At 46.1% G+C, this 23903-nt stretch carries 27 protein-coding genes, 1 other RNA gene and 1 pseudogene; 4 read left to right on the top strand and 25 right to left on the bottom strand.

The annotated features are described in order from the left end of the window. Positions 1 to 187 precede the first annotated feature (187 nt). The 12 genes from GLV97_RS09565 to GLV97_RS09510 all read right to left on the bottom strand — a co-directional run bounded on the left by GLV97_RS09565 (position 188) and on the right by GLV97_RS09510 (position 11434). Positions 188 to 3304 carry an AAA family ATPase gene (locus GLV97_RS09565; RefSeq protein WP_160889568.1) on the bottom strand — a complete coding sequence of 1039 codons (3117 nt, stop codon included), beginning with the start codon at positions 3302 to 3304 and terminating at the stop codon, positions 188 to 190. A gap of 1 nt (position 3305) precedes the next feature. After that, entirely contained in the window at positions 3306 to 4460 is a 1155-nt protein-coding gene (locus GLV97_RS09560) for an exonuclease SbcCD subunit D (RefSeq protein ID WP_160840332.1), read from the bottom strand. A gap of 9 nt (positions 4461 to 4469) precedes the next feature. After that, complete coding sequence (locus GLV97_RS09555; RefSeq protein ID WP_160835755.1) at positions 4470 to 4688, bottom strand: YozE family protein; 219 nt, start codon at positions 4686 to 4688, stop codon at positions 4470 to 4472. Between the two features lie 107 nt (positions 4689 to 4795). Then, complete coding sequence (tatC, locus tag GLV97_RS09550; RefSeq protein WP_160836470.1) at positions 4796 to 5524, bottom strand: twin-arginine translocase subunit TatC; 729 nt, start codon at positions 5522 to 5524, stop codon at positions 4796 to 4798. 110 nt (positions 5525 to 5634) lie between these two features. Further along, complete coding sequence (gene tatA, locus GLV97_RS09545) at positions 5635 to 5823, bottom strand: twin-arginine translocase TatA/TatE family subunit (RefSeq protein WP_027954362.1); 189 nt, start codon at positions 5821 to 5823, stop codon at positions 5635 to 5637. Between the two features lie 43 nt (positions 5824 to 5866). Further along, positions 5867 to 6043 (bottom strand): twin-arginine translocase TatA/TatE family subunit, encoded by a 177-nt coding sequence (locus GLV97_RS09540; RefSeq protein ID WP_160835756.1) that lies wholly within the window; start codon positions 6041 to 6043, stop codon positions 5867 to 5869. A gap of 99 nt (positions 6044 to 6142) precedes the next feature. After that, positions 6143 to 6748 (bottom strand): molybdenum cofactor guanylyltransferase, encoded by a 606-nt coding sequence (gene mobA / locus GLV97_RS09535; RefSeq protein WP_337192725.1) that lies wholly within the window; start codon positions 6746 to 6748, stop codon positions 6143 to 6145. Positions 6749 to 6753: 5 nt separating this feature from the next. Beyond that, complete coding sequence (locus GLV97_RS09530) at positions 6754 to 7251, bottom strand: dihydrofolate reductase (protein ID WP_160835758.1); 498 nt, start codon at positions 7249 to 7251, stop codon at positions 6754 to 6756. A 22-nt stretch (positions 7252 to 7273) separates the two neighbouring features. Next, entirely contained in the window at positions 7274 to 8233 is a 960-nt protein-coding gene (locus GLV97_RS09525; RefSeq protein ID WP_160840333.1) for a thymidylate synthase, read from the bottom strand. Continuing rightward, positions 8223 to 8846, bottom strand: a complete 624-nt coding sequence (locus GLV97_RS09520) for an HD domain-containing protein (RefSeq protein WP_160840334.1) — start codon at positions 8844 to 8846, stop codon at positions 8223 to 8225. The genes GLV97_RS09525 and GLV97_RS09520 overlap by 11 nt, the downstream gene beginning before the upstream one ends. An 8-nt stretch (positions 8847 to 8854) precedes the next feature. Next, positions 8855 to 9709 carry a DUF72 domain-containing protein gene (locus GLV97_RS09515; protein WP_160840335.1) on the bottom strand — a complete coding sequence of 285 codons (855 nt, stop codon included), beginning with the start codon at positions 9707 to 9709 and terminating at the stop codon, positions 8855 to 8857. A 54-nt stretch (positions 9710 to 9763) separates the two neighbouring features. Beyond that, positions 9764 to 11434: a formate--tetrahydrofolate ligase gene (locus GLV97_RS09510; protein ID WP_160840336.1), complete on the bottom strand. Its 1671-nt coding sequence runs from the start codon at positions 11432 to 11434 to the stop codon at positions 9764 to 9766. A 327-nt stretch (positions 11435 to 11761) separates the two neighbouring features. On the opposite strand from GLV97_RS09510, the gene GLV97_RS09505 reads away from it, so the two are divergent. From GLV97_RS09505 to GLV97_RS09495, 3 genes are all read left to right on the top strand, one after another. Beyond that, positions 11762 to 11962 carry a cold-shock protein gene (locus GLV97_RS09505; protein WP_160835763.1) on the top strand — a complete coding sequence of 67 codons (201 nt, stop codon included), beginning with the start codon at positions 11762 to 11764 and terminating at the stop codon, positions 11960 to 11962. A gap of 147 nt (positions 11963 to 12109) precedes the next feature. Then, a complete protein-coding gene (locus GLV97_RS09500) occupies positions 12110 to 12787 on the top strand; it encodes a queuosine precursor transporter (RefSeq protein WP_160835764.1) in 678 nt (225 codons plus the stop codon). An 11-nt stretch (positions 12788 to 12798) separates the two neighbouring features. Further along, entirely contained in the window at positions 12799 to 13209 is a 411-nt protein-coding gene (locus GLV97_RS09495; protein WP_160889567.1) for a ribonuclease HI family protein, read from the top strand. Positions 13210 to 13223: 14 nt separating this feature from the next. Here GLV97_RS09495 and GLV97_RS09490 read toward each other — a convergent pair whose 3' ends face one another. The 5 genes from GLV97_RS09490 to GLV97_RS09470 form a co-directional block, all read right to left on the bottom strand. Further along, positions 13224 to 13502, bottom strand: a complete 279-nt coding sequence (locus tag GLV97_RS09490) for a DUF6123 family protein (RefSeq protein WP_160835766.1) — start codon at positions 13500 to 13502, stop codon at positions 13224 to 13226. A 145-nt stretch (positions 13503 to 13647) separates the two neighbouring features. Continuing rightward, positions 13648 to 13824, bottom strand: coding sequence for a hypothetical protein (locus GLV97_RS09485; protein WP_160889566.1), 177 nt, complete (start codon positions 13822 to 13824; stop codon positions 13648 to 13650). A gap of 90 nt (positions 13825 to 13914) precedes the next feature. Then, positions 13915 to 14424 (bottom strand): isoprenylcysteine carboxyl methyltransferase family protein, encoded by a 510-nt coding sequence (locus tag GLV97_RS09480; RefSeq protein WP_160835768.1) that lies wholly within the window; start codon positions 14422 to 14424, stop codon positions 13915 to 13917. Then, entirely contained in the window at positions 14425 to 15507 is a 1083-nt protein-coding gene (locus GLV97_RS09475) for a type III polyketide synthase (protein ID WP_160835769.1), read from the bottom strand. Positions 15508 to 15673: 166 nt separating this feature from the next. Next, on the bottom strand, positions 15674 to 16441 hold the full coding sequence (locus tag GLV97_RS09470; protein WP_160889565.1) for an SDR family NAD(P)-dependent oxidoreductase: 768 nt from the start codon (positions 16439 to 16441) through the stop codon (positions 15674 to 15676). A 117-nt stretch (positions 16442 to 16558) separates the two neighbouring features. Here GLV97_RS09470 and GLV97_RS09465 point away from each other — a divergent pair, with 117 nt between their 5' ends. Next, positions 16559 to 17107 carry a hypothetical protein gene (locus GLV97_RS09465; protein WP_160840341.1) on the top strand — a complete coding sequence of 183 codons (549 nt, stop codon included), beginning with the start codon at positions 16559 to 16561 and terminating at the stop codon, positions 17105 to 17107. A 44-nt stretch (positions 17108 to 17151) separates the two neighbouring features. On the opposite strand, the gene GLV97_RS09460 is transcribed toward GLV97_RS09465, so the two are convergent. The 8 genes and pseudogenes from GLV97_RS09460 to GLV97_RS09430 all read right to left on the bottom strand — a co-directional run bounded on the left by GLV97_RS09460 (position 17152) and on the right by GLV97_RS09430 (position 23810). Beyond that, positions 17152 to 18651, bottom strand: coding sequence for a carboxypeptidase M32 (locus GLV97_RS09460; RefSeq protein WP_337194094.1), 1500 nt, complete (start codon positions 18649 to 18651; stop codon positions 17152 to 17154). A 306-nt stretch (positions 18652 to 18957) separates the two neighbouring features. Further along, positions 18958 to 19178: pseudogene (locus GLV97_RS19950) on the bottom strand (IS5/IS1182 family transposase); the annotation flags it as partial. Positions 19179 to 19330: 152 nt separating this feature from the next. Then, the gene (locus GLV97_RS09455; protein ID WP_160840343.1) at positions 19331 to 20485 is read right to left on the bottom strand and encodes a THUMP domain-containing class I SAM-dependent RNA methyltransferase; all 1155 of its coding nucleotides are present in this window, start codon (positions 20483 to 20485) and stop codon (positions 19331 to 19333) included. Between the two features lie 110 nt (positions 20486 to 20595). Further along, positions 20596 to 20972, bottom strand: an RNA gene (gene rnpB / locus GLV97_RS09450) — RNase P RNA component class B. Between the two features lie 94 nt (positions 20973 to 21066). Then, positions 21067 to 21378: a cell division regulator GpsB gene (gene gpsB, locus GLV97_RS09445; protein WP_160835773.1), complete on the bottom strand. Its 312-nt coding sequence runs from the start codon at positions 21376 to 21378 to the stop codon at positions 21067 to 21069. 79 nt (positions 21379 to 21457) lie between these two features. Then, positions 21458 to 22024 carry an SLOG family protein gene (locus tag GLV97_RS09440; RefSeq protein WP_160835774.1) on the bottom strand — a complete coding sequence of 189 codons (567 nt, stop codon included), beginning with the start codon at positions 22022 to 22024 and terminating at the stop codon, positions 21458 to 21460. A 93-nt stretch (positions 22025 to 22117) separates the two neighbouring features. Beyond that, entirely contained in the window at positions 22118 to 22657 is a 540-nt protein-coding gene (locus GLV97_RS09435) for a CotD family spore coat protein (RefSeq protein ID WP_160835775.1), read from the bottom strand. A gap of 751 nt (positions 22658 to 23408) precedes the next feature. Next, positions 23409 to 23810, bottom strand: coding sequence for a cytidine deaminase (locus GLV97_RS09430; protein ID WP_160835776.1), 402 nt, complete (start codon positions 23808 to 23810; stop codon positions 23409 to 23411). Positions 23811 to 23903: the final 93 nt, after the last annotated feature.

Raw genomic sequence — 23903 nt, 5'->3', positions numbered from 1 at the left:
AACCTCATCGACTCCTCTCTATCTGTAACCGGAGTGGACAAACTATTTCCCGGGCAAGCGCATGCTTTGACAAAAAATATGCACACAGATCTTTCCCGGAGTACGAAATCTGTTGAACAACGTCCACCCCTGTATACTTACGCTGGATATTTTCCTCATGATCTAAATAACGAAACCATTTCCCGTTTTATTGAAAAACAAACTGAAGAGACGATCCTCTTGGTCCGGAATGAACTTGAAGTTTAGCTGGAATCTCTTCTTTCAACTGTGACACGTGGGAAATAATCCCGAGCATGCGGTTTCCATCCTGAAGCGTCCGCAGACAACCGATGGCCTGCTCCAGAGAGATTTCATCCAGGGTTCCGAAGCCTTCGTCAATAAACAAGGTATCAAGCTGGACTCCACCCGCATGGGATTGAACAACGTCGGCCATACCAAGAGCGAGACTGAGAGAAGTTTTGAAACCTTCTCCTCCCGATAACGTCCGGACGGATCGCTGCTGTCCTGTATGGTGATCAATGACTTCAAGATCCAAACCGCTCTGAGCCCCTCTTTTGGCAATAGACCCGCTTCGGATTAACTGGTAGCGGTGGTCGGTCATCTGGTCCAGGCGGATATTCGCCTGGACTAGAATTTCATCAAGGAAAGAGGCCAGGACATACCGCTCCAGGGAAAGCCGCATCGGATTATCCCCTGCAGCAAGCTGGGCGAGCTCAGCTACATCATAGTAATCCGCAGCCAGCGCTCCCATGTCTTCTACCAGCTGTGCCATATTTTTTTCAACATCCTTGTTCTGTTTCAACATGACCTGGATTTCGTTCAGCTGCTCCTGAGATGCATCCCTTGCCTCCTTTTTTTCTTCCAGAAGCTTATGAAGGGCATCCATATTAGGTTTCTCACTACCTTCCAGTTCTTGATTCAACACGCGGAGCCGTTCATCCACGATCCCTTTTCGTTTGTCATGATCCTGAATTCTCTTTTCTATAGATTCCAGTTCAGCAGACGATTTCAGAGCCTGTCGATACGCTTCCAAAGAAGGGAAGGAAAATTGGTCAAGCGTTTGATTAACCAGATTTCTCCGCTCTTCAACGGCGGCTTTCATCTCCTCTACATAAGACTGACCCTCTTCGACAGATGTCTGAATCTGCTGCCATTCATCGCGTTTCTGCTGATAAAGGGTCTGAGCTTTCTCCCAGTTCTGTTCTGCTTCAAGGTAGAGAGCTTCCTGTTTCACTGCTTCACTTTTCAGCGCTTCTGCATCCGTTGTTTTAAAGGAACCATCCTTTTCCATCGCATGAATATTGGCTTGCACATCCGAAGCCTGATGGCGTGAAGACTGAAGGGCTTCCTGAAGGCGCTCGGCTTCCCGGCGAAGCTGGATCATCTTACCCTCCAGCTCTTCCAGCTGCCGGCTTTCCTGCTGGATCCGTGCCCTCTTCTCCCCGAGGGTGTGGAGATCCTTTTTGATACGGTCGAGGTGTTCTGAAGCCGTTTCCACCGCTTTTTGAATCGATGCTTCAGACCTGTCCTCCATATCGTCCTGCAGTTCCTGGAACAAGTGATCCGTAAGCTGCCGCTGGGTTTCTCCCTCTGATTTCACCTGGACAAATTCCTCCTGCAGCTGAGTCAGCTGCTGGTCCTTTTGGGTAAATGCTTCTTTAAGGCGCTGGATTTCATCGCTGCTTTTAACAGCCGCCGGCTTTTGGGCAGGCTGGGGATGATGGCTTGACCCGCAGACCGGGCAGGGGGTGTCCGCAACGAGATTTAAGGAAAGCGTGTAGGCGTGGTGGCTTCGAATTTCCTCAAGAGCAGACTCGTACGCTTCCTTGGATACCTGCTGTTCTTTTTTTACGGCTTCGAACCGGGCCATGAACGACTGATATGTTTTACGGAGTTTCTTCAGCTGCTCCCATTCCCTGTTCAACTGCTGGAGTCTCTGCTTCTTATGACCTGCGTTTTCCAGTTTCTGCTTTAACGCGTATTCTTTTTCGGCGAGAGAAGGGGCTTCTTTAACGCTCTCCTTCAACTTGTCAACGGTTTGAGCCGTTTCTTTCTGCTGCTGCTTATTCGTTGCGACCGCTTCTTGATGCTTGACGATCTGCTTGTTATGTTTCTGCAGCTCTTCTCCAAGCAAAAGATACTCCTGAAGCCGTTTTTCTTCCTCCTGCTTCTTTTTCCACTCATTCTTCAACGTTTCGCGATGCGCGGCATTCTGTTCCTCCGCACGGTATTTTTCCTCAGCTTCCTGGTATTCCTGAAGGAGTGACGTTCTGCGCTCTTCTTTCTGCTGCAGGCTTGTCTGCCATTTTTCCAGTTCAGCTCTGCGGTTTTCATAATCTTTCTCATAGGGGCGGATTTCCGCTGCCTTTACCGCCCGCTGTTTCTCCTGTTGAAGCCGGTTGATTTCAGGCTGAAGGTCGGTCAGCTGCTGCTGTTCACCGAGAAGGTGCTCCTTTTCCTGGAAAAGTTCCGTCACCCTTTGTTTTTGGTAGACGTTTTCCTGAAAAGATTCCACCTCCTTTTTTAACTCCTGAAGCTTCTCCTGCTTCTCGTTACAGCCGATTTCCTGTTCCATAATCCGCTGATGAAGCCGTTCTCTTACTTTGGAAAGCTCCTGACTCTGCTCTTCTTCCTCGTGATCCGGGTGCCAGTGGATCTTTTCCTTCTCCTGCTCGATTCTCCACTCGAACTGCTTCATCTCCTCTTCCAGTTTCTTTGCTTCCGCTTTGAAGTGGGAGGTCAGTTCTGCGAAAAATTCCGTTTTAAATATGCGTTGCAGAATTTCTTCTCTTTCTTTGCTGTTTTCTGAGATCAGCTTCCGGAATTCCCCCTGGGGAATCATAATCATTTTCCGGAACTGCTCGTAATCCAGCCCCATCAATTCTTCAATCGTATCGTTCACTTCTTTGATTTTTGAAGCGAGAAGCCGCTCTTCTTCATCAATGACCTGGTAAAGTTCAGCCCTCGCCGGTTCCTCTTTAAACCCCTCGCCGCGTTCTTTTTTCTTCTGCTGCTTTGGAAGACGCTTCACGCGGTAGGTCCGGCCCCTCAATTCAAAAAGATAATCGACATACGTGGGATCCTCAGGGGAAGCAAAGTGGCTTCTCAGTGTATCCTGGTCGCGGTCGCTTCCACTCGCCCGGCCGTATAAAGCAAAACACATCGCATCAAAGATCGTCGTTTTACCCGCCCCGGTCGGTCCTGTAATTAAAAAGATCGATTCATTCCCAAGGGTCGTAAAGTCGACGGTCTGCTTATCTCTGTATGGCCCAAAAGCATTCATCGTTATCGTTACAGCTCTCATATTACTGCTCCCTTTCCTTTTTCTTCAAAGCATCAACAGCCTGTTCAATCATATCCTTCCGCTTCTCAGGAAGCGGGTCTCCTTTAATATCTTCATAGAAAGAAGCGAAAAGTTCAGAGTGGGAAAGGGTCTGCCTTTTCTTCATATGTTCCAAGTCGTCCATCGCCGGGTTGGACATCGACCGTTTCCTTTCTAAATGGAGGATATTCGGATAGACCTGGCGTAGTTTCCCCATCGGATCGAGCAGCTGGCCATCATCCAGAAGGCGGACATGCAGATAGTCCTCGGGATTGGAGACGGCCTCTCCTGAAAGCAATTCTTCAAAATACCCTTCAATGACTTTGAAATCCCGGAGTGGATGCAAGGGGATCTTTTGTATCTCACAGGTTCCTTCCGCATTCATATCAACAAGGGTGACGGATTTATGATGGCTGGCTTCCGAAAAAGAATATTTCAAAAGTGAACCGCTGTATCGGATGTAATCCCTGGTCACCCGCTGAGGCTGGTGCAGGTGACCGAGCGCTGTATAAGCAAAACGGGTGAACAAACCTGCATCGACATAAGGACTTCCTCCAATCATCGACAAGCGTTCCTCTGATTCTGACTCCATGCCTCCCGCAAGGAACGAATGCCCGACCCATACATGTCTCTCATGTGAAGCAAAACGCTCTTCGATATCTTCTATTATTCTTTCTGCCGCCTGATGGTGGGACTTTATAGAGGTATCCTCGAAGACTTTGGCTGCTTCTGCCGGTTCTAAATAAGGGATCAAATGGAAATGAACGGGGCCGTGGTCATCATATAAGGTTACAGGCTCCCGATTTTTTCTCAGTTTAGAATCTAAAAACAACCCCTGCTTCCGGAACATTTCACTTCCGAATTGAAGACGATCGGGACTGTCGTGATTTCCTGATATCGCAAGGACAGGGATCTGCAGATCATTGACAAGCACGGTCAATGTATCATTTAAAAGTTCCACGGCTTCTTTTGGAGGGATGGAACGATCATAGAGATCGCCTGCGATAATGATGCAGTCCGGTTCTGTTTCTTTCACAATATCAATGAAACGTTTGAGCATATAACGCTGATCATCCGTCATATGTACATAATTGACGATTTTTCCTAAATGCCAGTCGGCAGTATGAAGGAATTTCATAGAGTCACCTCATTCTTCTACTTGTTCATATTCATCATACAGCCGGTCAAAAAGACTGAGAGCTCCTGCAAAAGGAGCATTCCATTCCAGGTAGCGGCTGATTTCATCATAAGAGACTGACTGTTTGGGGAAGCTGTGATCTTTAAACATCCATTCAGCCAGCTGCTTCTCCTCATCCATTTTTTTGTTTCCACGATAACGCATCATATAATGATAAAAAGATTTCATAAGAATCCTCCTGTCTCTTTCTTTAGTTTTATCATGAATAAAAGAAGCCGGCAAAAATTCAAGCCGGTCTTTCTTGAAGAAAAAAGACCCCCGGACGGGGATCTTTCCTACTCTTCGATATCCGATTCCATAAATTCTCTGTGTTTTTCAAGCTTTTTCCGATAAACCATACGCGATAATACGATGCTGATTTCATACAAGATGATTAAAGGAACGGCTACCACCAGCTGCAGGATGAAATCCGGCGGAGAGATAATCGTACCGATAATAACCAGCACAAAATAGGCATATTTCCTGATCTTCACAAGAAGGACCGGGTTTACAATCCCAAGACTTGTTAAAAACATGACGATGACAGGAATTTCAAATAATACAGCAAACGGTATGGTTACCCGGAATAAAAATCGAAAGTAGCGTTCCACCGTATAAATTTCATTGAACATCCCATTGTTCAGTGACAACAGGAACGGAAGGATCAATTCTACGAAAACCAGGTAACCAAACGTCAATCCACCGAGAAAAAGGACAAAGATCGCGGGTATGTAGGATAAGGACGCCTTTCGCTCCCGCGGTGTCAATGCAGGCTTGATAAACAACCAGAGCTGCAGGGACAGAATGGGAAGAGTCCCAACGACAGCGACCAGTGTAGCAAAAGTGAAGATGATCCAGATGATTTCCCCTGGACTGGTCATGTTCAGTTCAAAGGGAAGGTCTTTGATGAAAAAATATTGGATTTGATCTACATAGAAAAAGCCGGCAATAAAAAAGGCGGCAAAAAAGACGAATGTCCAGATCACACGTTTACGAAGCTCACTTAAATGGTCGGTTATATTCATTTCGATATCTTGAGATACATTTTCTTCGGACAAATCAATCACCTCCAGGCTTCGTTCAGCCTGACAAAAAGGAAGATGCAAGGGAAGTCCCCTACATCTCCCTTATTCATTTAGTCTGTCTTTTTCTTTTCTGTTTTTCCATTGTCTTCATCGGACATGATATCACCTGTCGCTTTTTTAAATTCCTTCAGGGAGCTTCCAAAGGCCTTGCCGATTTCAGGCAGCTTGGAAGGGCCGAACACGACAAGGGCGATGATCAGAATGAGAATCAGTCCTGGTACTCCTATACTTGATAACATGGAAAATCACTCCGTTAATACAGGCTGGTGACCTGTGTGGTGGTTAGTTTTCTGTCTTTTTTTCCTCTGAATCACTGGTCAAATCACGGGCAGAATTCTTAAATTCCTTTAAGGTCTCTCCGGCAGCCCTGCCGATTTCAGGCAGTTTCTTCGGACCAAAAATCACTAGAGCGATGGTCAGAATTAAGATTAAACCGGGTATACCAATACTTGAGAGCATATCCTCACCGCCTTTTTCTCAAAACGACTGATCCATTTGGCATCGCAGCAGGAACCATTCGTTTAAGCTTGGAAAAATTCTCTTGATAGCCTTATCATATCATTGTTGGCGGGGGTTTGTCTCTAACCCTTCATCTTTTTTCAACCATTTCTCCGCCTTGACATAGTCCTCAGGTGTATTCATGTTAAAGAAGTGCTTGTCTAAAACTTCGGAAGAGATCGATGAAAACTCATGCACTTCTTTCGTTCTCACCTTCTCCAAAAAGTCATCCACTTTCCTTCCGCCATTCTGTACAAAAGTGCCGAGGGTATGGACGCACCGTTTGTTGTATAAGCCCGATAACGGATGACGCCGGCCGTTGTAGACAGGAATGACAGCGTCTGTTTGCGGATCCGTATACTTGAGCAGGTGGTCATAAACCTCCGCTGAGAGAAACGGCGTATCACAGGCGGTTACTGCGGTCCACTCTTTTTCAGCATGATTCAAAACCGCATGAATGCCACCGAGAGGACCTGCCTGATCAAATTGTTCTTTAACTGTCGGATACACCGGGTGTGTCTCTTTTTGATTGACCACCAGTACAGGTGTCCATTCACCAAGCCGGGACAAAATCCTCTCGAGCACCCTTGTTCCACCGAGCATCATGGAACCTTTATCCCTGCCCATTCTGGTGGATCCGCCTTCATTCAGAACAGCTCCGCCCACGCACTTCAAGAAATTCTCTTCCTGTCGTATGTTCGAAAGTAGTAGTCGTAAGGGTTTTTCTCATCTTTCATGCCTTTCGTTTCGGAGGACAACGTCCATTGGTCGTAATTAAATGGAGGGAAATACGTATCTCCTTCAAATTCAGCATCAATATACGTCAGGTACATCCGGTCTGCATAGGGGAGCATCTTTTCAAATAGAACACTGCCTCCGATCACGAACCATTCCTTATCCGGATGCTGCTGTTCCATTTTCAAAATTTCATCCATGGAATGGATCACTGTACAGCCTTCCCTGTCATAGGATTCGTTTGAGGTGAGAACAATATGCTTTCTTTCAGGAAGCGGTCTGCCAAATGATTCAAATGTTTTTCTTCCCATAATAATGGTTTTACCCCAAGTCATGTCCTTAAAGAATTTAAAGTCATTGGGGATGTGCCACGGAAGATCATTATCCTTACCGATTAATTGATTGCGGTCCATTGCAAAAATAAATGAAATCATAATCCCACAGCCTTTCTGTTCATTATACTGCTACCGGAGCTTTGATCCCCGGATGAGGGTCATAGCCTTCCATAGTAATATCCTTCATCTCAAAGTCAAACACACTGGAAATCTGCGCATTCAGCTGGAGGTTCGGAAGCTGGCGCGGTTCTCTTTTGAGCTGACGATGAATTTGTTCGATATGGTTCGTATAAATGTGGGCATCGCCGAGCGTATGAATAAACTCTCCTGCTTCAAGCCCGCATTCATGGGCAATGAGGTGTGTCAAAAGGGCATAGCTTGCAATATTGAACGGAACCCCGAGGAAAATATCACCACTCCGCTGGTAGAGGTGGCACGAGAGTGCGCCGTCTGCCACATAAAACTGGAACATTGTATGACATGGAGGCAGGGCCATATTGGAAGGCACATCCTCCGGATTCCATGCTGTGACAATATGACGGCGGGAATCCGGGTTGGATTTGATGCCCTCGATAACATTTTTCAGCTGATCAATGGTGCCCCCTCTGCTGGTCTTCCATTCCCTCCACTGCTTTCCATAAACAGAACCCAGTTCACCATATGTATCTGCAAACGTTTCATCGGTGAGAATTTTTTCCTTGAACAAGTCCATTTGTTCGGCATAAACCTTTTGGAATGCCGGATCCTGCTGGCTTCGACGGCCGAAGTCTGTCATATCCGGCCCCTGGTAGTCATCGCTTTCCACCCAGTTTTTAAAAGCCCATTCGTTCCAGATGTTATTATTGTGCTGCAGGAGATATTTAATATTTGTGTCTCCTTTAATGAACCAGAGAAGCTCACTGGCGATCAGTCGGAAAGGCACCCTTTTCGTCGTTAACAGTGGAAACCCTTCTTTCAGGTCAAACCGCATCTGGTGCCCGAACACTGAATAGGTACCTGTCCCGGTCCGGTCGGATTTTTCCGTGCCCTTTTCCAATACCAGACGGCACAGATCGAGATAAGTCTGTTCATTATTTGTCATGGTGCTGAACCCCCTCATCGGTGATATGAATGTCATTTCGCATTTCTTCAAGAAATTGTACCATAAATGAATGACGTTTGCGGGCCTCTCTTTTTCCCGTTTCCGTGTTCATCAGAGAAGCGAGTTTCAACAATTTCTCCTCAAAATGACTGAACGAATCGTTTACTCCGTCCGGTGAATACAACGGCTGTCCATGTGCGCCGCCGTAGGCGAACGTCCTTGCTATACCGATGGCTCCTACTGCATCCAGCCGGTCCGCGTCCTGCACGATTTTCCCTGTACGTGTGACGGGGACACACCCTTTTGAAAACGACACATCACGGATGGATGCATCCAGTTCCTCTATTTCTTTCTCTGTGAAAGATAAGGATAGAAGGAACGCATCCCTGTCTTTCAACGCCTGTTCAGGATTTTTTGTCAACTTCCGGTCTCCAACATCATGAAGCCAGCCGGCCGCTTCGCACATGAAAGGATCTCCTTCTTCCTCCCGGGCTATGGAAGCAGCCCAGTGAGCCACCCGTTTCATATGTTCATAATCATGCCCGGTCGCATCCTCTGCAAACTGTCCGGCTGCATAGGCCTTGATTTTTTCAATCCTCTCCGCTTTTTTCATAGAACCTCCTAAAAATTGAACAGATCCATCTGCCTGGGATTTAAATCTTCATATTGAATGTCCAAAAGCTCCTGAAACTGTTTTGCGTTGTCTGCGGCATCTCCGCCGGAATTATTGTTGAAGAGCAGGGTGAGCTCCGGTGTCTGTTGTTCAAGCTCCCTCGCCCTTTCCGCCCATTCAGTCAGTTCCTCCCGGCTGTAGCGGTATAAAAAGCGGACTTTACGCCAGTCTTTACGTCCATTTTTATTCCACCCGTGAGTGTTACGGCCATGAAACCGGACGAGCGTCTTTTCCGGGTGCGTAGGAACAAGCACCCTGGGAACGGAACCTTCCCCGGCCTGAGGCTCATCACAGATGCTGTGGATCCACTGCTGGTCCTTCATAAATGAAAGCGTCTGCTCCCTGTATTCATCCTGAAACCATGTCCGGTTCCGGAATTCCAGAGCGATCGGATAAGACTCCAGCCATTCCCTTATGTATCTTAGTTTCCGGATGTTTTCTTTTCTCACATCAAACCAAGGCGGAAACTGGAATAGGAGTGCATGGACACTTCCTGCCTCCCATACCGGCTGGATGGACTCTTCATAACGGAGAATAAGATCTCTTGCTTCCTGTACGGACCTTGACTCTCTGTCATGTCCTGTCAGCTGGTTAAAAGCTTTAATAACGAAGGAAAAGGAATCAGGCGTTTCCTTCAGCCACTTTTCATAGCGGGAGACAGGCTGGATCGCATAGAAAGCTGTATCAACTTCCACTACAGGAAAATGAGAGGCGTATTCTGATAATTTGTTTTCCGATCTGGTATTTTCTGAATAGAGCGACGGATGGTCGCCCCATCCGGTTAAGCCAATGTTTATCGTCACTGTTATCCCTCCTCACTGTTTATTACCGTGTATAAGCGGACGAAAACAAGAGATTTAAAACAGTCCTTTGACAACACCGGACGTATCCACATCCATTCGGAGGGCGGCTGGTTGTTTAGGAAGGCCGGGCATCGTCATTACATCACCCGTCAATGCGACAAGAAAACCGGCCCCGATGGAAGGGTATAAATCCCGTACTGTAATTTTGAAATGGTCCGGCCGGCCAAGCTTCGCTGGATCATCGGATAGAGAGTACTGGGTTTTGGCCATACAAACAGGGAGATGATGATAACCGAATTTGTTCATCTGTCTGATTTGTTTTTCCGCCTTCGCCGAAAACTCCACCCCGGATGCTCCGTAAATGGTGCGGGCAATTTTATTAATCTTCTGCTCGATGGAATCCTCAAGGTCATACGTATACGAAAGCGGCTGGTGTTTTTGATCGGCTGCTGCCATGACCTTCTCAGCAAGGTCCACACCTCCGCTGCCGCCTTTCTCGTGAACCTGTACGAGAGAAACCGGCGCCCCCTCCTGTTCACACCAGGAAGTCAAAGCGTGGATTTCCTCTTCTGTATCTGTCGGGAACTCGTTGATCGCAATCACATAAGGGACCCGGAACTGTTCAATCGTTTCCATATGCTTTTTCAAATTCGCTGTTCCTGCCTGGAGGGCGTTCAGATTCTCCTTGTCCAGTTCCTTCTTATCTACACCACCGTGCATCTTCAACGCACGGATCGTCGCTACAATAACGACAGCATCCGGTTCAAATCCACCGGCTCTCGTTTTGATATCAAGAAACTTCTCTGCTCCGAGATCTGCTCCAAAACCAGCTTCTGTAACCACATAGTCCCCCAGCTTCGCGGCTGTTTTTGTAGCGATGACACTGTTGCATCCGTGCGCAATATTAGCAAACGGGCCTCCATGAATGATGGCGGGGGTGTTTTCCAAAGTCTGGACAAGGTTCGGTTTAGCGGCATCCTTCAATAGAAGAGTAAGGGCTCCTTCATAACCGAGTTCCTTAACCGTTACAGGTTTTCTATCATACGTATAGCCGATGACGATGCGCGCCAGACGTTCCTTTAAATCATTTAGGTCAGACGCAAGACAGAGAACAGCCATAATTTCAGAAGCTACAGAAATCATGAAGCCATCTTCCCTCGGCACCCCCTTGACAGGTCCACCCAGGCCGACGACCACTTCTCTTAACGCACGATCGTTCAAATCAACAACACGCTTCCACGAAATCCGCCTCGGGTCGATATTCAACTCGTTACCATGGTGAATGTGATTATCGATAAACGCAGACAACGCATTGTTTGCGGATGTTATGGCATGAATATCTCCCGTGAAGTGGAGGTTGATTTCCTCCATCGGCACGACTTGGGAATACCCTCCTCCAGCTGCTCCGCCCTTCAGGCCCATGGTCGGTCCAAGGGAAGGCTCTCTCAGCGCGATGACCGCCTTCTTATTCAGTTTATTTAATGCCTGGCCAAGACCGACCGTTACCGTAGACTTCCCTTCCCCTGCCGGAGTCGGATTTATGGAAGTAGTCAGGATAATCTTTCCGTCGGGACGCGCCTCCAGCTTCTCTCCAAGTTTTTCAGAAAGCTTCGCTTTATAATGTCCGTAAGGCTCCCAGTCCTCTTCGGAAAGGTTCAGACTGGCAGCGATTTCCTTTATCGGTTTCATTTCTGCTTCGAGGGCTATATCGATGTCTTTCTTCATATGTATCATCCTTTCTTTTTCCTTCTCTATTGTACCTTACACAGCTTGAGAGTTATAGTCATCCACACTCTCCTTCTCTCTATCGTGTATACGCTTCCCCTTCTGTATTTAAAAGGTTTTTTCAAGAAAAAAGTATAGTCTGAATGTTGACGCTTTTTTTCTCATAAGATATATTTGTATTAAGCAAATATGAAGATCGGAAACATAAATGACTGGTATGACCCATAGAAATGACCGGGATTTATTTTCCGCATTTGTATGGTTTTTTATTTCGGTCCTGTATTTGTAATTCCCACGTTTGACGTGCAAGATTTAGGAGGAAACAACATGCAGAATGGTACAGTAAAATGGTTTAACGCTGAAAAAGGCTACGGCTTCATCCAGGTTGAGGGTGGTAACGACGTATTCGTTCACTTCTCTGCAATCCAGGAAGAAGGCTTCAAATCCCTTGAAGAAGGACAAGCCGTAACATTTGAAATCGTTGAAGGCGACCGCGGCCCACAGGCGGCCAACGTTGTAAAATCATAAATGACCCAGAAGCAATCTCTTTGGAGATTGCTTTTTTCATGGGCTGAAAGACTTGCATTCCGCCCCTTTCCGTCGTATAATTTAGCGCTGTTGTACGCATACGCGGTTCGGGAACTCCCGCGTTACCAAAACTAGGAGGAATGCAGCATGAATAACGAAATCATATGGCTCATTTTTGCATTGATAAACTTTATACTTCTGCTTGGTGTATACCGGATCTTCGGCAGAACAGGCCTGTTCGTCTGGATCGGTATGGCTACAGTCGTGGCCAACATCCAGGTAGTGAAGACGATTGAAATCTTCGGTCTTCAGGCGACACTTGGAAATATTGTCTATGGAACAGCCTTTCTGGCTACCGACATATTAAATGAAAAATACGGAAAAAAAGAAGCTGGAAAAGCGGTGTGGCTTGGATTCAGCTCTCTTCTTGCGATGACAATCATTATGCAGGGCGCCCTGTTATTCACCCCTGGATCGAATGACATCGCCCAGCCCGCACTGGAGACTTTGTTCGGAATTGTACCGAGAGTAGCTGCCGGAAGTCTGGCCGCCTATCTCGTGAGTCAATATTTCGATGTGTGGCTGTATGCCGGGTTGAAGAAAAAGTTCGCGGATGATAAGTATTTATGGATCCGAAACAATGGAAGTACCATGATCAGCCAGCTGCTGGACACGGCGGTCTTCTGCTTCATCGCTTTTTACGGCGTGTATCCTTTTGAAATATGGCTGGAGATATTCCTGACAACCTATATCATTAAATTTATTGTATCCGCCCTCGATACCCCGTTCTTCTATTTAGCAAAAAAATTCCCACGTGCGGAGTAAGGAGACCTTTCATGATTGAAGTACACACAGATGCGGCGTGCAGCGGTGATCCCGGCTTGAGCGCTGCAGGCATTGTGATCAAAGCCGATAATCAAATAGAGGAGCATCAGTTCTTTCTTGGAGCATGGAGCAATCATGAAGCAGAATTCCTGGCTGTTGCCCGTGCTCTGGAATTGTGCCGGTCTTTATATCCAGATGAAATCATATCCATCCGCTCTGATTCAAAGATCGCTGTCGATACTTTGGATCGAAAATATACGAAGAATAAAAAGTTCCTGCCGTTATTTGAACACATCCAGGAGTTGGAACAAGCCTTTTCATTTGTTTTTTATAAATGGATACCAGATAAACAAAACCGCCATGCAGATAAGCTCGCCCGTGAGTGTCTGCTGAAACATGCACAAAACCCAGATCAGCATTGATCTGGGTTTTGTTATCACTTCTTTAGAGCCAGTTTCTGTTCCACCGCCTCATAGGCCTGACGCTTGTTGTTAATGGATGTGTCTGCAATCAGTTCGAGTACGCTGATGAAAAAGCTGGCATCAAAGAACTGCTGTGCTTTCAATGTTGTGCGGACGGCAATGATGGTTTTCCATTCGGCTGCATTTGTAGAATTCTTACCAAAATAAATAAACTGTACATCCTCATCACTCAGTTTAAAACCTCTGCTCCATAGATCCTCAAGAAAATAAGCCAAGTCATGTTTTCGATTCATAGGACGCTCCTTCGTGCATAAATCGTATAAAACCTTCACGTTCGCAAAAGAATGGAAGTCACTCTTCCTGTCCGTCCCATTATAGCATTTTTATTCGACAAATTTCTTCTGTCGGTGATCCTTTTTCCAAAAATAAAGTCAGGCCTTAAGACCTGACGGAAATCGATGTTTCATATGCTTTTCTGGATTCCTCAAGAGATGCACGCTTTTGGAATTTGAACCTGTCGATCACAGGAACGGCAGGCTTTGCTCCGATGTTTCGCAGCATATAAACCATAAGGGTACTGTATACCATCGTTACAACGAGAAGAAGCAGAACCATCATCGGCACACCTTTCCAAATGAAAATGATTTTCATTTCTATTTAGAAATTATAACAGAGCTCCTGCCGCCCTGCAACAGGACCGAGCCGTTAAACCCGCTCTCTTAAGGCTTTTTCTTCTTCTGGTATCCGCACCGTCAAAACCATCAGATGAAGAAAAGGAAAAACAAGTGCCGTCGCGTAGGCGTGGAACAGGACAGGTATCACCATCAACTCAAAAAACACAATCACATAATTCGGGTGTTTGATATATTTATACAGCCCACGGTTGATCGGTTTTTCATCCGGCAGTACGAGAATTCTTGTATTCCACCTCTTCCCAAGCGTAGATATACACCATACCCGCATTCCCTGAAGAACGACGAACAGGAACAGCGCTGGATAAAAGATGGGTTGAAATGTAAAAGAAGTCCATGTATATTCCGCTATGACAGATAGAAAAAACAAGGCATGCAGAAGAATGAACAAATAATAATGACTGCTTCCCCATTCTTTTGCGCCCTGTTCCAGCATCCATTTTCGATTCCTGGCAGCAAGGATGAGTTCTCCAATCCGTTGAAAAATAATCAATGAAAGAATGAGCCACAGCATCATCTCCATCTACACCCACTCCAAACTGATAATTTCTGAACTGAATCCCGGCCCGAGGGAGGTCATCAATGAGCGCGTTCCCCGTTCAGGCCGCTGCTCCATGATCCGTTCCAGTACAAAATGCACTGTTGGAGAAGACATATTCCCATGCCGGGCCAGTACATTTCTGGATGCATTCAGCACAGAGCCTTCCACATGAAGAACTTCTTCGTATGCCTCAAGGACTTTCTTCCCTCCCGGGTGTGCCACTAAAAAGGGCAGCTCACTTACGTTCCATTGATGCTGTGCTAATACTTCGTCTACGTGTACACTCCAGAAATCCTTGACTAACCGGGGAATGCTCTTCTTGAAAATGACTTCAAAGCCATTGTCCACCACCCGCCAGCCCATAACATCCTCACTGTTCCATTTCGTCTTGGAACTGGAGCTTAATATGGATGGAACAGTATAATCGACTTGTTCATTCTGCTTCCACCCATCTCCCGTGACAAGGGCCGCAGAAGCACCATCACCGAACAATGCCGTCCCTACAAAGTTGCTCGTAGTCGCATCTTCCAGCTGAAATGTCAGACTGCAGAGTTCTACACACACCACCAATACACATGCGTCCGGGTGTCCCAGCAGCCATTCATAAGCTTTGGCCACTCCACTGGTACCACCTGCACAGCCAAGGCCGAACAACGGAGTCCGTTTGATACTCTCCTTTAGATGCAGTTCATTCATTATGTAGGCATCCAGTGTTGGAGTGGCAATCCCTGTTGAAGATACAAAGATGATATGATCAATTAGAGAAGGATCGAATTCCCTTTCACCGAACGCCTGGCTCATACAGTTCCTGACAGCTTCCAAACTATACTGGAGCGCTTTATTCACGTAAAGATCATTTCTTTCTTTCAGCCCATGCTTCTTTTTGTACCACGCCAACGGTTGGGCAAACTGCCGCTCTTCTACTTGTGCATGTTCGAATATGGGAAGCAGCCGCTTCATTTCATGCGGTTTAATGGGAAATAATTGTTCCACCAACTGCTGCACATCTTCTTGAGGACAGGCATATTCTGCGCAGGCGGTTCCGGTTGCAATAATATATGGCATGTTTATCCTCCTTTTTCTTACTATGTGTAGAAAAAGGAGTTTTATGTTGAACGCTTTTTCTTATTGATGTTTTTTCTTTTTCTGTTGTTCGGAGTTGCTACTAAGTTTTAAGTGAGAGTATGAAGCGATAAAATTCCTTCGAACATGCTCTCTTTTCTCTCCGCTCTTAAAAACCGTAAATCGTCATTCCGCCGTCTACAAGAAGCGTCTGTCCTGTTATATAATTCCCTGCATCAGAGGCCAGGAATACAGCGGTACCACTCAGTTCTTCCAACTTTCCGATCCGGTTCAACGGAGTCCGTGCCAAAATATCCCTGACGTACTCCTCATCCTGAAGCAGCTTCTCCGTTAACGATGTAGGAAAATACCAGGGGCCGATGGCATTCACATTGATATTGTGCTTTCCCCATTCGAGCGCAAGGTTTTTGGTCATCTGAATCAATGCACTCTTGGTCATGGCATACACAACACCTGTCCGGAGCGCGGTATGCCCCCCTACAGAAGAAATATTAATGATTTTACCAGCGCGGTTCTCCATCATAGAACGTCCGGCATATTGGGAAAGAAAGAAAGCACTTTTCATATTGGTATTGATGATCTGATCCCATTCCTCTTCCGACACCGATGCCGCTTCACTGCGGATATTCATGCCGGCATTGTTCACCCATATATCAATCGAACGGTCCTTTCTGATTTCATCCACTTTCCTGATGATTTCCTTATAGTGATTGATGTCTTCTGCGATCGTAAAAGCCTGCTGTCCCAGTTCCTGCACGTCAGTTTTCACTTGATCAAGCTCCCTGCTGTTTCTTGCAATAACGATGACGTCGGCTCCAGACTCAGCAAAGGCCAGGGTGATGGCCCTTCCAATCCCTTTCGTTCCTCCAGTTACAACCGCTAATCGGTGTTCCAACCTGAAATTTGGCAGATACATCTTTTTTCCTCCTATGCAAATAAATTTTCAGTATATTGTAACATTTTTGCTAATTCTTTACATTTTTCTCCTGCTTTTCTACAATAAACGTTGTAACTACATAAGGGGGTCATAACTTTGAAAAAATGGTTGATAGCTCTCGGTCTGACTTCGGCGCTCGTAACAGCCGGATGCAGCGGAGACACAGAAGAAAGCAGTGATTCGGAAGGTCAGAACGAAGAAACGACTGAAACAGAAGAAGATAACAGCCAGGATTTGAAAAAGTCACTGATGGATGCCCAAATGGAATTGACTGACACGTTCAAGCCGCACCAGCAGAAAATTTCCGCCTATCAGGCAGCTATTTCTGCAGAAGATCCGGATGCAGAAGCCATTACTTCAGCAGGTGAAGAAGCGAAAACAGCGGCTGGTGAAGCAGCAGCTGCTGCTTCAGACTACACGGTAGAAACCGAACTTCCTGATGAAACGAAAACAAAAATCCAGGAAGCCATGCCTTCTCTGCAGGCTTACTACGAAGAAGTAGAAAAAGCATTGGATGAAAACATAGAAGAGGCCGACTTCTCAACTGCAGATGAAAAAGCAGAGGAATTCAATGAGCAATTTGGTCAGATCCTTACAGATGCAGGCTTCCCTGCAGCTCCGGATTTAATTGGTGAAATGTCATAAATGATGCGATAACCCAGCTGCATGCAGCTGGGTTATCTTGTTAGTTACCTGGATAATTGATAGATGTTCTGGTATTTTTCTGTGACGTACGTGATGAGGTGGTCAGGATTCAACCCTTCTCCCGTCACATCCTGAATGATTTCAAGCGGCTTCTTCAGCTTCCCATACTTGTGGATGTTAGCTGTCAGCCACTTCCGAATCTGCTCAAAGTCCCCGTTTTCCATACATGCATCGACGTCGATTTCCTTCCTCATTGCTGCGTTAATCTGGGCGGCATACATATATCCAAGAGCGTAGGAAGGAAAGTAGCCGAAATCTCCTCCTGACCAGTGGATATCCTGGAGTACACCTTCACTGTCGCTGGAAGGAATGATACCCAGATACTCCTCCATCTTTTCATTCCATAACTTTGGCAGGTCCCTGACTTCAATCTCTCCGCCGATCAAAGCTTTCTCCAACTCATAGCGGACCATGATATGAAGGCAGTAGGTCAGTTCATCAGCTTCAATCCGTATAAATGAGGGCTTTACTTCATTGACAGCTTTATAAAAATCATGGAAAGGCAGATCTTTGAAGCTGTCCGGCGCATAAGTCTGGAAAAGAGAATAGTGGTTTTTCCAAAAGCTTTCACTTCTTGCGATAAAATTCTCCCAGAAGAGAGACTGTGATTCGTGGATCCCCATGCTCGTTCCATCCGCCAGTGGAGTAAAGGCCAGATCTTTTGAAATGTTCTGTTCATACAATGCGTGGCCGCCTTCATGGATCGTACCAAATACAGCGGTTCGAAAATCCTGCTCATCATATTTCGTTGTTACGCGCACATCATTTTGATTTAAACCGATTGCAAATGGGTGGATCGTTTCATCCAGACGACCCGCATCAAAATCATACCCCATCCGCCTCAGCATCTCTTCACTAAATGCTGCCTGCTTGTCTTTTGGAAAATGTCCTTCCAAAACCGCTGGGTCGGGTTTATTATCAGAGGCCTGTATGTCAGACAGCAGTCCTGTCAGCGCTTTTCTTACTTTCGGAAAGACTTCATCAAGAATACGGACGGTCATGCCCGGCTCATAACTGTGCAGCAGTGCATCATATTTATGATCTTCGTATCCCCAGTACTCGGCAAACCGCCGCTTATAATCTACCAGCTTTTCTAAATAAGGCTGGAACAAGGCAAAGTCATTGTTATCTTTCGCTTCCGCCCAGATGGATTCCGCCTGGCTCTGCAGGGTCACATATTCCCGGTATTCCTCTGCCGGTATTTTCACTGTACGCAGATAAGCCTCTTCCGCTTCTTCTACGGCCCGCTCCATCTTTGAACTGGATGCGCGCCCTTTCAATTCGTCTATCAACGTTTTTATTTCTTCAGAGGTCTGAATCTCATGGACCTTGGCTGAAAGGACACCCAGAACCTCTGAACGTCCGTCCACCCCTTTCTTCGGTGCTTTCGTCCGCATATCCCAAGCCATTAAACCGATCGCTTCCTCATAGGACGCTTGTTCCTTCAATAAGGCTGAAAATTTCGTTTCCGCATGACTGCTCACAGCAATCTCTCCTTTTCCCTATTACTTATGTAGATGCTCTCTCATTATAGCAGTCTTTCCTTACATATACAGGGATCGTAAAAAGACGGCCCGGAAAACCGGACAGTCTCAACTTGTAGAGAAGTAGAGAAACCCCTGTTTCTTTACAAGTTTTTTTCTTTCTTACCGCCGGGAGTGGAAGGAGCACCGCTCCTTGGGGATTCTTTTTCATATTCCAGCAGGCAGCCGTCAGCAGCGCCTGTGCTTCCCTTTTTCTTTTCCGCTCATGCGGCAATAGTGAAGCTCATGCGGTTCTCGATCAGGAGCACTTGTTTGAATCTGCCGTTCCAACTCACGTTCGGATGCCATGAAAATAACCGATGAACATCATTATTGAATCATACAAGAGGATCAAGGGAAAGACGCCCATTGTCTTTAGAATAGCAGGGACGTACTTTTTCGGGGAAACAAGAGAAATCTATGTATGGGTCGATCCTACGGAGTAAGTGATTTTCCGAGAGAAGATCTTCTATAGTTACGATTTCCATTTCGTTTAGTCGTTCTTTTCTTGAATGAAACAAAGAATCACCGCCTATACAGATGTTTATTTCAGGCTGACAAATGACCAAGGTGAATAATAAAAGAAATCAGAAAATAAAAAGGCTGCCCGAAAAGCCGGGCAGCCTTATCTTTTGACCATTTAAAAACCTTTGGCCGTCTGTTTTTTCTTTTTACCGAAATATTGATAATAGTCCGTCTTAATGTAACCATTAAAGAGCTTTCTCTTTTTCGTCGCGGACTGGCCGTACAGCTTTTCGAATCCTTCGTGGGATGTCAAAATGTAGACGCTCCATGAAGGATAATCACGCATGATCGTACCAAGATCCCTGTACATCTGTTCCACTTCTTCACGATCACCGATCCGTTCCCCATATGGCGGGTTGGATACGATATACCCACTGTCCTCTTTTGGTTTCAAATCGTTCATCTGCATCTGCTTCCATGTCACAAGATCGCCAAGTCCAGCTTCCATCGCGTTTTTCCTGGCGATTTCAATCATCTTCGGATCAAGGTCGGAGCCCGTAATGTCCAGCGGCTGGTCATAGTTGGCTGCATCTTCCGCTTCCTGAAAGGCATCATCCCAGGCTTTTTGAGGGATGAACCCCCATCCTTCCGATGCGAATTCGCGGTTGAACCCTGGTGCAATGTTCTGTCCGATCAAAGCCGCTTCGATTGCAATGGTTCCAGATCCGCAGAATGGATCGACAAACGGTTTATCCGGATGCCAGTTTGTAATTTGAACAAGGGCTGCAGCTAACGTTTCCTTCAGCGGTGCTTCCCCCTGACCTACTCTGTATCCGCGTTTGTGGAGACCGGAACCGGATGTGTCCATCGTAAGAAGGGCTTCGTCCTTATGAATCGCCACTTCCACCCTGTAAAAAGATCCGGTTTCCTTGAGCCAGGAGGCCACTCCGTGCTTTTTCTTCAAACGTTCAACAATCGCTTTTTTTACAATTGCCTGACAATCCGGCACACTGTAAAGCTTGGATTTCACAGATTTTCCGATTACGGGAAACTCTCCATCCTCTTCAATGAAGCTTTCCCATGGCAGGGCTTTCGTTTCTTCGAACAATTGATCAAAACTGGTCGCCTTGAATCTTCCTACAAGCAGTTTGACCCTGTCCGCTGTTCGAAGCCATAAATTTGCCCGTGGAATGGCAGACACATCGGCTTCAAAGACCACCCGGCCATTTTCCACTTCAACATTTTCGTATCCCAGTGCTTTTACTTCTTTACTTACGATGGATTCAAGACCCATCGCTGCTGTCGCAATTAACGTTACTTTCTTCGGCATTTTTTTCCCTGCCTTTCTCATTTACATATGAAAATCAAAATAAAAACCCTTCTAAAAAGCATAGGGCTTTCCAGAAGGGTAGCTTATACATAATGAACGACCTTTGAATACTCTGTAAGCCATGTTCTGTTCCATCGTACTGCCAGCGGTGGTCAGCCTCGTACTCCGGTGGCAATCATCTATCTGCCGTAAAACGGCCTTTTCTCAGGTTCATTTCCCTTTAAAAAGTGCCCCTACCTAAATTTGGGTTGCTCGCTCGCGGGGTTTACCTCGTTCCACCCGGTATATTTCTATACCGGCTCCGTCACTGTGGCACTTTCAAGGTAGTCATTCCCTATCATTAGACGTAGGAATTTTCCCTGCCGTAAGTTCTAAAGAACTCCCCTGACTTATGGTTTCGTCAGGCACGAACACTACAGACATCTCAGTCTGTGCGAGCATGGACTTTCCTCTGCACAGTCAAGCTGTGCAGCGATTACCCGAGTATTCAAATGTATGTTGTCATCTGTTTCATTTACGCTTTAATGACGCACTGATAGAGTATACCAGAATACTTTTCATTTGTCATGTGGATTTTTTTGTCATTCATCCGCGTATTTGTTTCCGAACACAGCTTTTTCCAGGTTGGACACCCGCTTCAGAATGTCATAATTGACCTGCGGGGTGCTTCCTGTATTCTGCTTCTGCCTGGAGGCTGTCTCTCTGGAGGACATTTTCTTTAAACGGTCATTTTCGTTCTGGAGGCGTTCAATCTCCTGCTGAAAGCGGTCATAGTCCTGAATAATTAAATCCAGATACTCATCCACTTCTTCCTGGTTGTACCCCCGCATGGATGTTTTAAAGTCTTTCTCCAGTATATCCTTCCCTGTCAAATGATACTCTTCTAAGTTCATTTTTTTCACCTCTGTTCCACACATTACCTATATTTTTTCAAATGGAGGCCCAATTGTCAATTTCATTTTTGGAACATAATCACTGGCTCCAGAAATCAGGATCCGCCATGCGCATTTCCTCTACGGTTTCCTCCAGATCAAAGGGGGTAATATATAAAATCTGATAACCTCCATTTTCTACAGCTTTTTCAGCCATATTTAAGAAGAAACGCGGACTGCCTTCGGTTTCTTCGTCATATAAAACGAGACAGGCATCTGAATGTTCGATGAGAAATTGATCTCTCGCCTTGAACTGATACGGCGCTTCGTACCCTTTATTATAGACGGGCTGGAAAAAATCAGCCGTCATCGTGACTTCCTCATAAATCATCTGCAGATCTTCCGGCCAGCGCTCCTGCTGATTTTCAAAGGGTGGAATAACTCCCAGGTTGACGGCATACTCGTCTTCCTTTAAATCAAGAACGACTTCAGCCGTCCAGAGCTCCACGCCCATCTGCCCGGAAACGAGCACCCATTCAAGACCTTCATCGATATATGTAAGAAGACGTCTTTTGATCGTTTCCTTTACGAAAATGACTTTTTCATCCTGTTGTTTAAATATCCCCATCTCCATAGGCTTGTAACCGGTAACTACTAATGTTTTCATTCCTGAACCACCTTTAATCCGTTCGTGATGTTTTTATTTTACCTATGTAAAAGCAAAAAAGAAAATAAGCCACTGGTGTGGTGGCTTATTGATTCACTCTCCAAACCCCGGGCCCATCATCGGCATCTGACCTTGATTCATCATCGGCATTTGTCCGTTCATGCCAGGCATCTGACCCTGGTTCATCATTGGCATCTGACCGTTCATGCCAGGCATCTGGCCCTGGTTCATCATCGGCATCTGACCGTTCATGCCAGGCATCTGGCCCTGATCCATCATCGGCATTTGTCCGTTCATACCTGCCATTCCGCCCTCTTCCATTTCTCCCATTGCTCCCGCACCCTGCTGGTTCATGTTTTCCATCCAGTTATAGTCTGGAGAAGATCCTTGAGGATAGGCAAATTCCTGTGTTTGGAAGTTGTTCTGTTCGGAAACCATATATGGGAAGTAATGGTTATTGTTCAACAGGTGGTTATTTCTCACGAGAATGTGTGTCGGATGGATATAATCCTGGTTTTCACAAAAGAAATTGTCCACGACACAGTGTTGGACCGGACATACGATTGGACAGCGGTTGCTGCACTGTGACATCGGTCCACAGCCGCAAGAGTCATGCATTGAATGATGATGCATTCTCCTTCACTCCTTGTTCTGTTATTCCTTATCAGCGTATGTCATAAAAGGGAAGGATGTACTAGGCGAAATCATCATATCTTCCACTCATGAGGCTTGTACACCAATGAATCATAAGAAGGTCGAGCTTTCTCCTCAGCCTGAAGAGTAACACTTATCCTCACAGCCGGGTTCACCTTCTACCTGTAAATATGTCACATGTTTATATAAAAGGCTCTGTTATGGCTTGGTGTTGTTATTTAACATGTGAGCTCCTATTCCCCCTTTCTGTCATGGGATTTGTGTGAGGCGGCCTGGGGAATGACTCCCTTTCCGTGGGGTACCGTGAGCCTCCTCAGGCTGCGCCTTCCGGGGTCTCACGATGTACCTTCATCCCACAGGAGTCTCGCCATTCCCAAGGCTGCCTCTGCTAAGAAGGGTATTTAGAATGGACATAACCGAAGTCCGTTACACCACTATGAAAGGGATGGCAGGGAAAACAGGTAGACTCCTGCGGGAAAAAGGAACAAGGTGAGACCCCGGAGAACGAAGTTCGAGGAGGCTCATCGTTCCCCGCGGAAAGCGGACGGTTTTCCCTGCCATCCCATGCTCTGAGTAAACAACGGACCGGCCCCTTAATTCCAGACGGAGACGATTTAGTAATCGTTTGAAATATCAACAACAGACTTTAACAGAGCCATATAAAAAAAGACCGTCGAGAACTTTATCGACAGTCTGAGAAGATCAAATCTCTGCTTTTTCAAAGGATCCATCACTCTTCAGGAAGATCAGAAGGCGCGAAGGAGAACGGCAGAATTTCATCCATCGTGAATGTTTTCGTATCGCCGGTTAAATTGGTTGTATAAATGGTAACGGATGAATCGAAGAATTCACTCATCACTTGACGGCAGGATCCGCAAGGAGGTACAGGCCTCCCTGTGTCGGCTGCTACAGCAAGGGACTTGAATTTTTTATGTCCATCGGAAATGGCTTTGAAAATCGCTACTCTTTCTGCACATAAGGACACTGGATAAGCGGCATTTTCAATATTGCATCCTGTATACAGAGTGCCGTCCTCTGTCAGGACTGCAGCTCCTACTGGAAATTTAGAATAAGGTGTGTAAGCCGTACCTCTGGCTTCAACGGCATGTTTCATCAACTGTTTTTGTTCCAACGTCATCCCTCCCTATTAGTGGGAAAGTCATTATATATGAATAAAAAACAAAAGTAAAGCGATTTCAATAGATGTGCCGGGCACATTCAGCAG

It is taken from the genome of Halobacillus litoralis (assembly GCF_009856355.1).
GTDB classification, from domain to species: domain Bacteria; phylum Bacillota; class Bacilli; order Bacillales; family Halobacillaceae; genus Halobacillus; species Halobacillus litoralis_B.
Note: the sequence above shows the minus strand (reverse complement) of the source record. Positions and strands in the feature narration are given on the sequence as shown.

Excerpts from the sequence above, each read along its gene's own strand:
- tatC (WP_160836470.1), bottom strand. The coding sequence starts at position 5,524 with ATGAATATAACCGACCATTTAAGTGAGCTTCGTAAACGTGTGATCTGG.
- GLV97_RS09530 (WP_160835758.1), bottom strand. The coding sequence starts at position 7,251 with ATGATTTCATTTATTTTTGCAATGGACCGCAATCAATTAATCGGTAAG.
- GLV97_RS09525 (WP_160840333.1), bottom strand. The coding sequence starts at position 8,233 with ATGACAAATAATGAACAGACTTATCTCGATCTGTGCCGTCTGGTATTG.
- GLV97_RS09520 (WP_160840334.1), bottom strand. The coding sequence starts at position 8,846 with ATGAAAAAAGCGGAGAGGATTGAAAAAATCAAGGCCTATGCAGCCGGA.
- GLV97_RS09475 (WP_160835769.1), bottom strand. The coding sequence starts at position 15,507 with ATGCCATATATTATTGCAACCGGAACCGCCTGCGCAGAATATGCCTGT.
- GLV97_RS09505 (WP_160835763.1), top strand. The coding sequence starts at position 11,762 with ATGCAGAATGGTACAGTAAAATGGTTTAACGCTGAAAAAGGCTACGGC.
- GLV97_RS09485 (WP_160889566.1), bottom strand. The coding sequence starts at position 13,824 with ATGGTTCTGCTTCTTCTCGTTGTAACGATGGTATACAGTACCCTTATG.
- GLV97_RS09510 (WP_160840336.1), bottom strand. The coding sequence starts at position 11,434 with ATGAAGAAAGACATCGATATAGCCCTCGAAGCAGAAATGAAACCGATA.
- GLV97_RS09555 (WP_160835755.1), bottom strand. The coding sequence starts at position 4,688 with ATGAAATCTTTTTATCATTATATGATGCGTTATCGTGGAAACAAAAAA.
- GLV97_RS09440 (WP_160835774.1), bottom strand. The coding sequence starts at position 22,024 with ATGAAAACATTAGTAGTTACCGGTTACAAGCCTATGGAGATGGGGATA.
- GLV97_RS09560 (WP_160840332.1), bottom strand. The coding sequence starts at position 4,460 with ATGAAATTCCTTCATACTGCCGACTGGCATTTAGGAAAAATCGTCAAT.
- GLV97_RS09455 (WP_160840343.1), bottom strand. The coding sequence starts at position 20,485 with ATGCCGAAGAAAGTAACGTTAATTGCGACAGCAGCGATGGGTCTTGAA.
- GLV97_RS09495 (WP_160889567.1), top strand. The coding sequence starts at position 12,799 with ATGATTGAAGTACACACAGATGCGGCGTGCAGCGGTGATCCCGGCTTG.
- GLV97_RS09565 (WP_160889568.1), bottom strand. The coding sequence starts at position 3,304 with ATGAGAGCTGTAACGATAACGATGAATGCTTTTGGGCCATACAGAGAT.
- tatA (WP_027954362.1), bottom strand. The coding sequence starts at position 5,823 with ATGTTATCAAGTATAGGAGTACCAGGACTGATTCTCATTCTGATCATC.
- GLV97_RS09470 (WP_160889565.1), bottom strand. The coding sequence starts at position 16,441 with ATGTATCTGCCAAATTTCAGGTTGGAACACCGATTAGCGGTTGTAACT.
- GLV97_RS09480 (WP_160835768.1), bottom strand. The coding sequence starts at position 14,424 with ATGGAGATGATGCTGTGGCTCATTCTTTCATTGATTATTTTTCAACGG.
- GLV97_RS09490 (WP_160835766.1), bottom strand. The coding sequence starts at position 13,502 with ATGAATCGAAAACATGACTTGGCTTATTTTCTTGAGGATCTATGGAGC.
- GLV97_RS09435 (WP_160835775.1), bottom strand. The coding sequence starts at position 22,657 with ATGCATCATCATTCAATGCATGACTCTTGCGGCTGTGGACCGATGTCA.
- GLV97_RS09500 (WP_160835764.1), top strand. The coding sequence starts at position 12,110 with ATGAATAACGAAATCATATGGCTCATTTTTGCATTGATAAACTTTATA.
- GLV97_RS09540 (WP_160835756.1), bottom strand. The coding sequence starts at position 6,043 with ATGCTCTCAAGTATTGGTATACCCGGTTTAATCTTAATTCTGACCATC.
- gpsB (WP_160835773.1), bottom strand. The coding sequence starts at position 21,378 with ATGAACTTAGAAGAGTATCATTTGACAGGGAAGGATATACTGGAGAAA.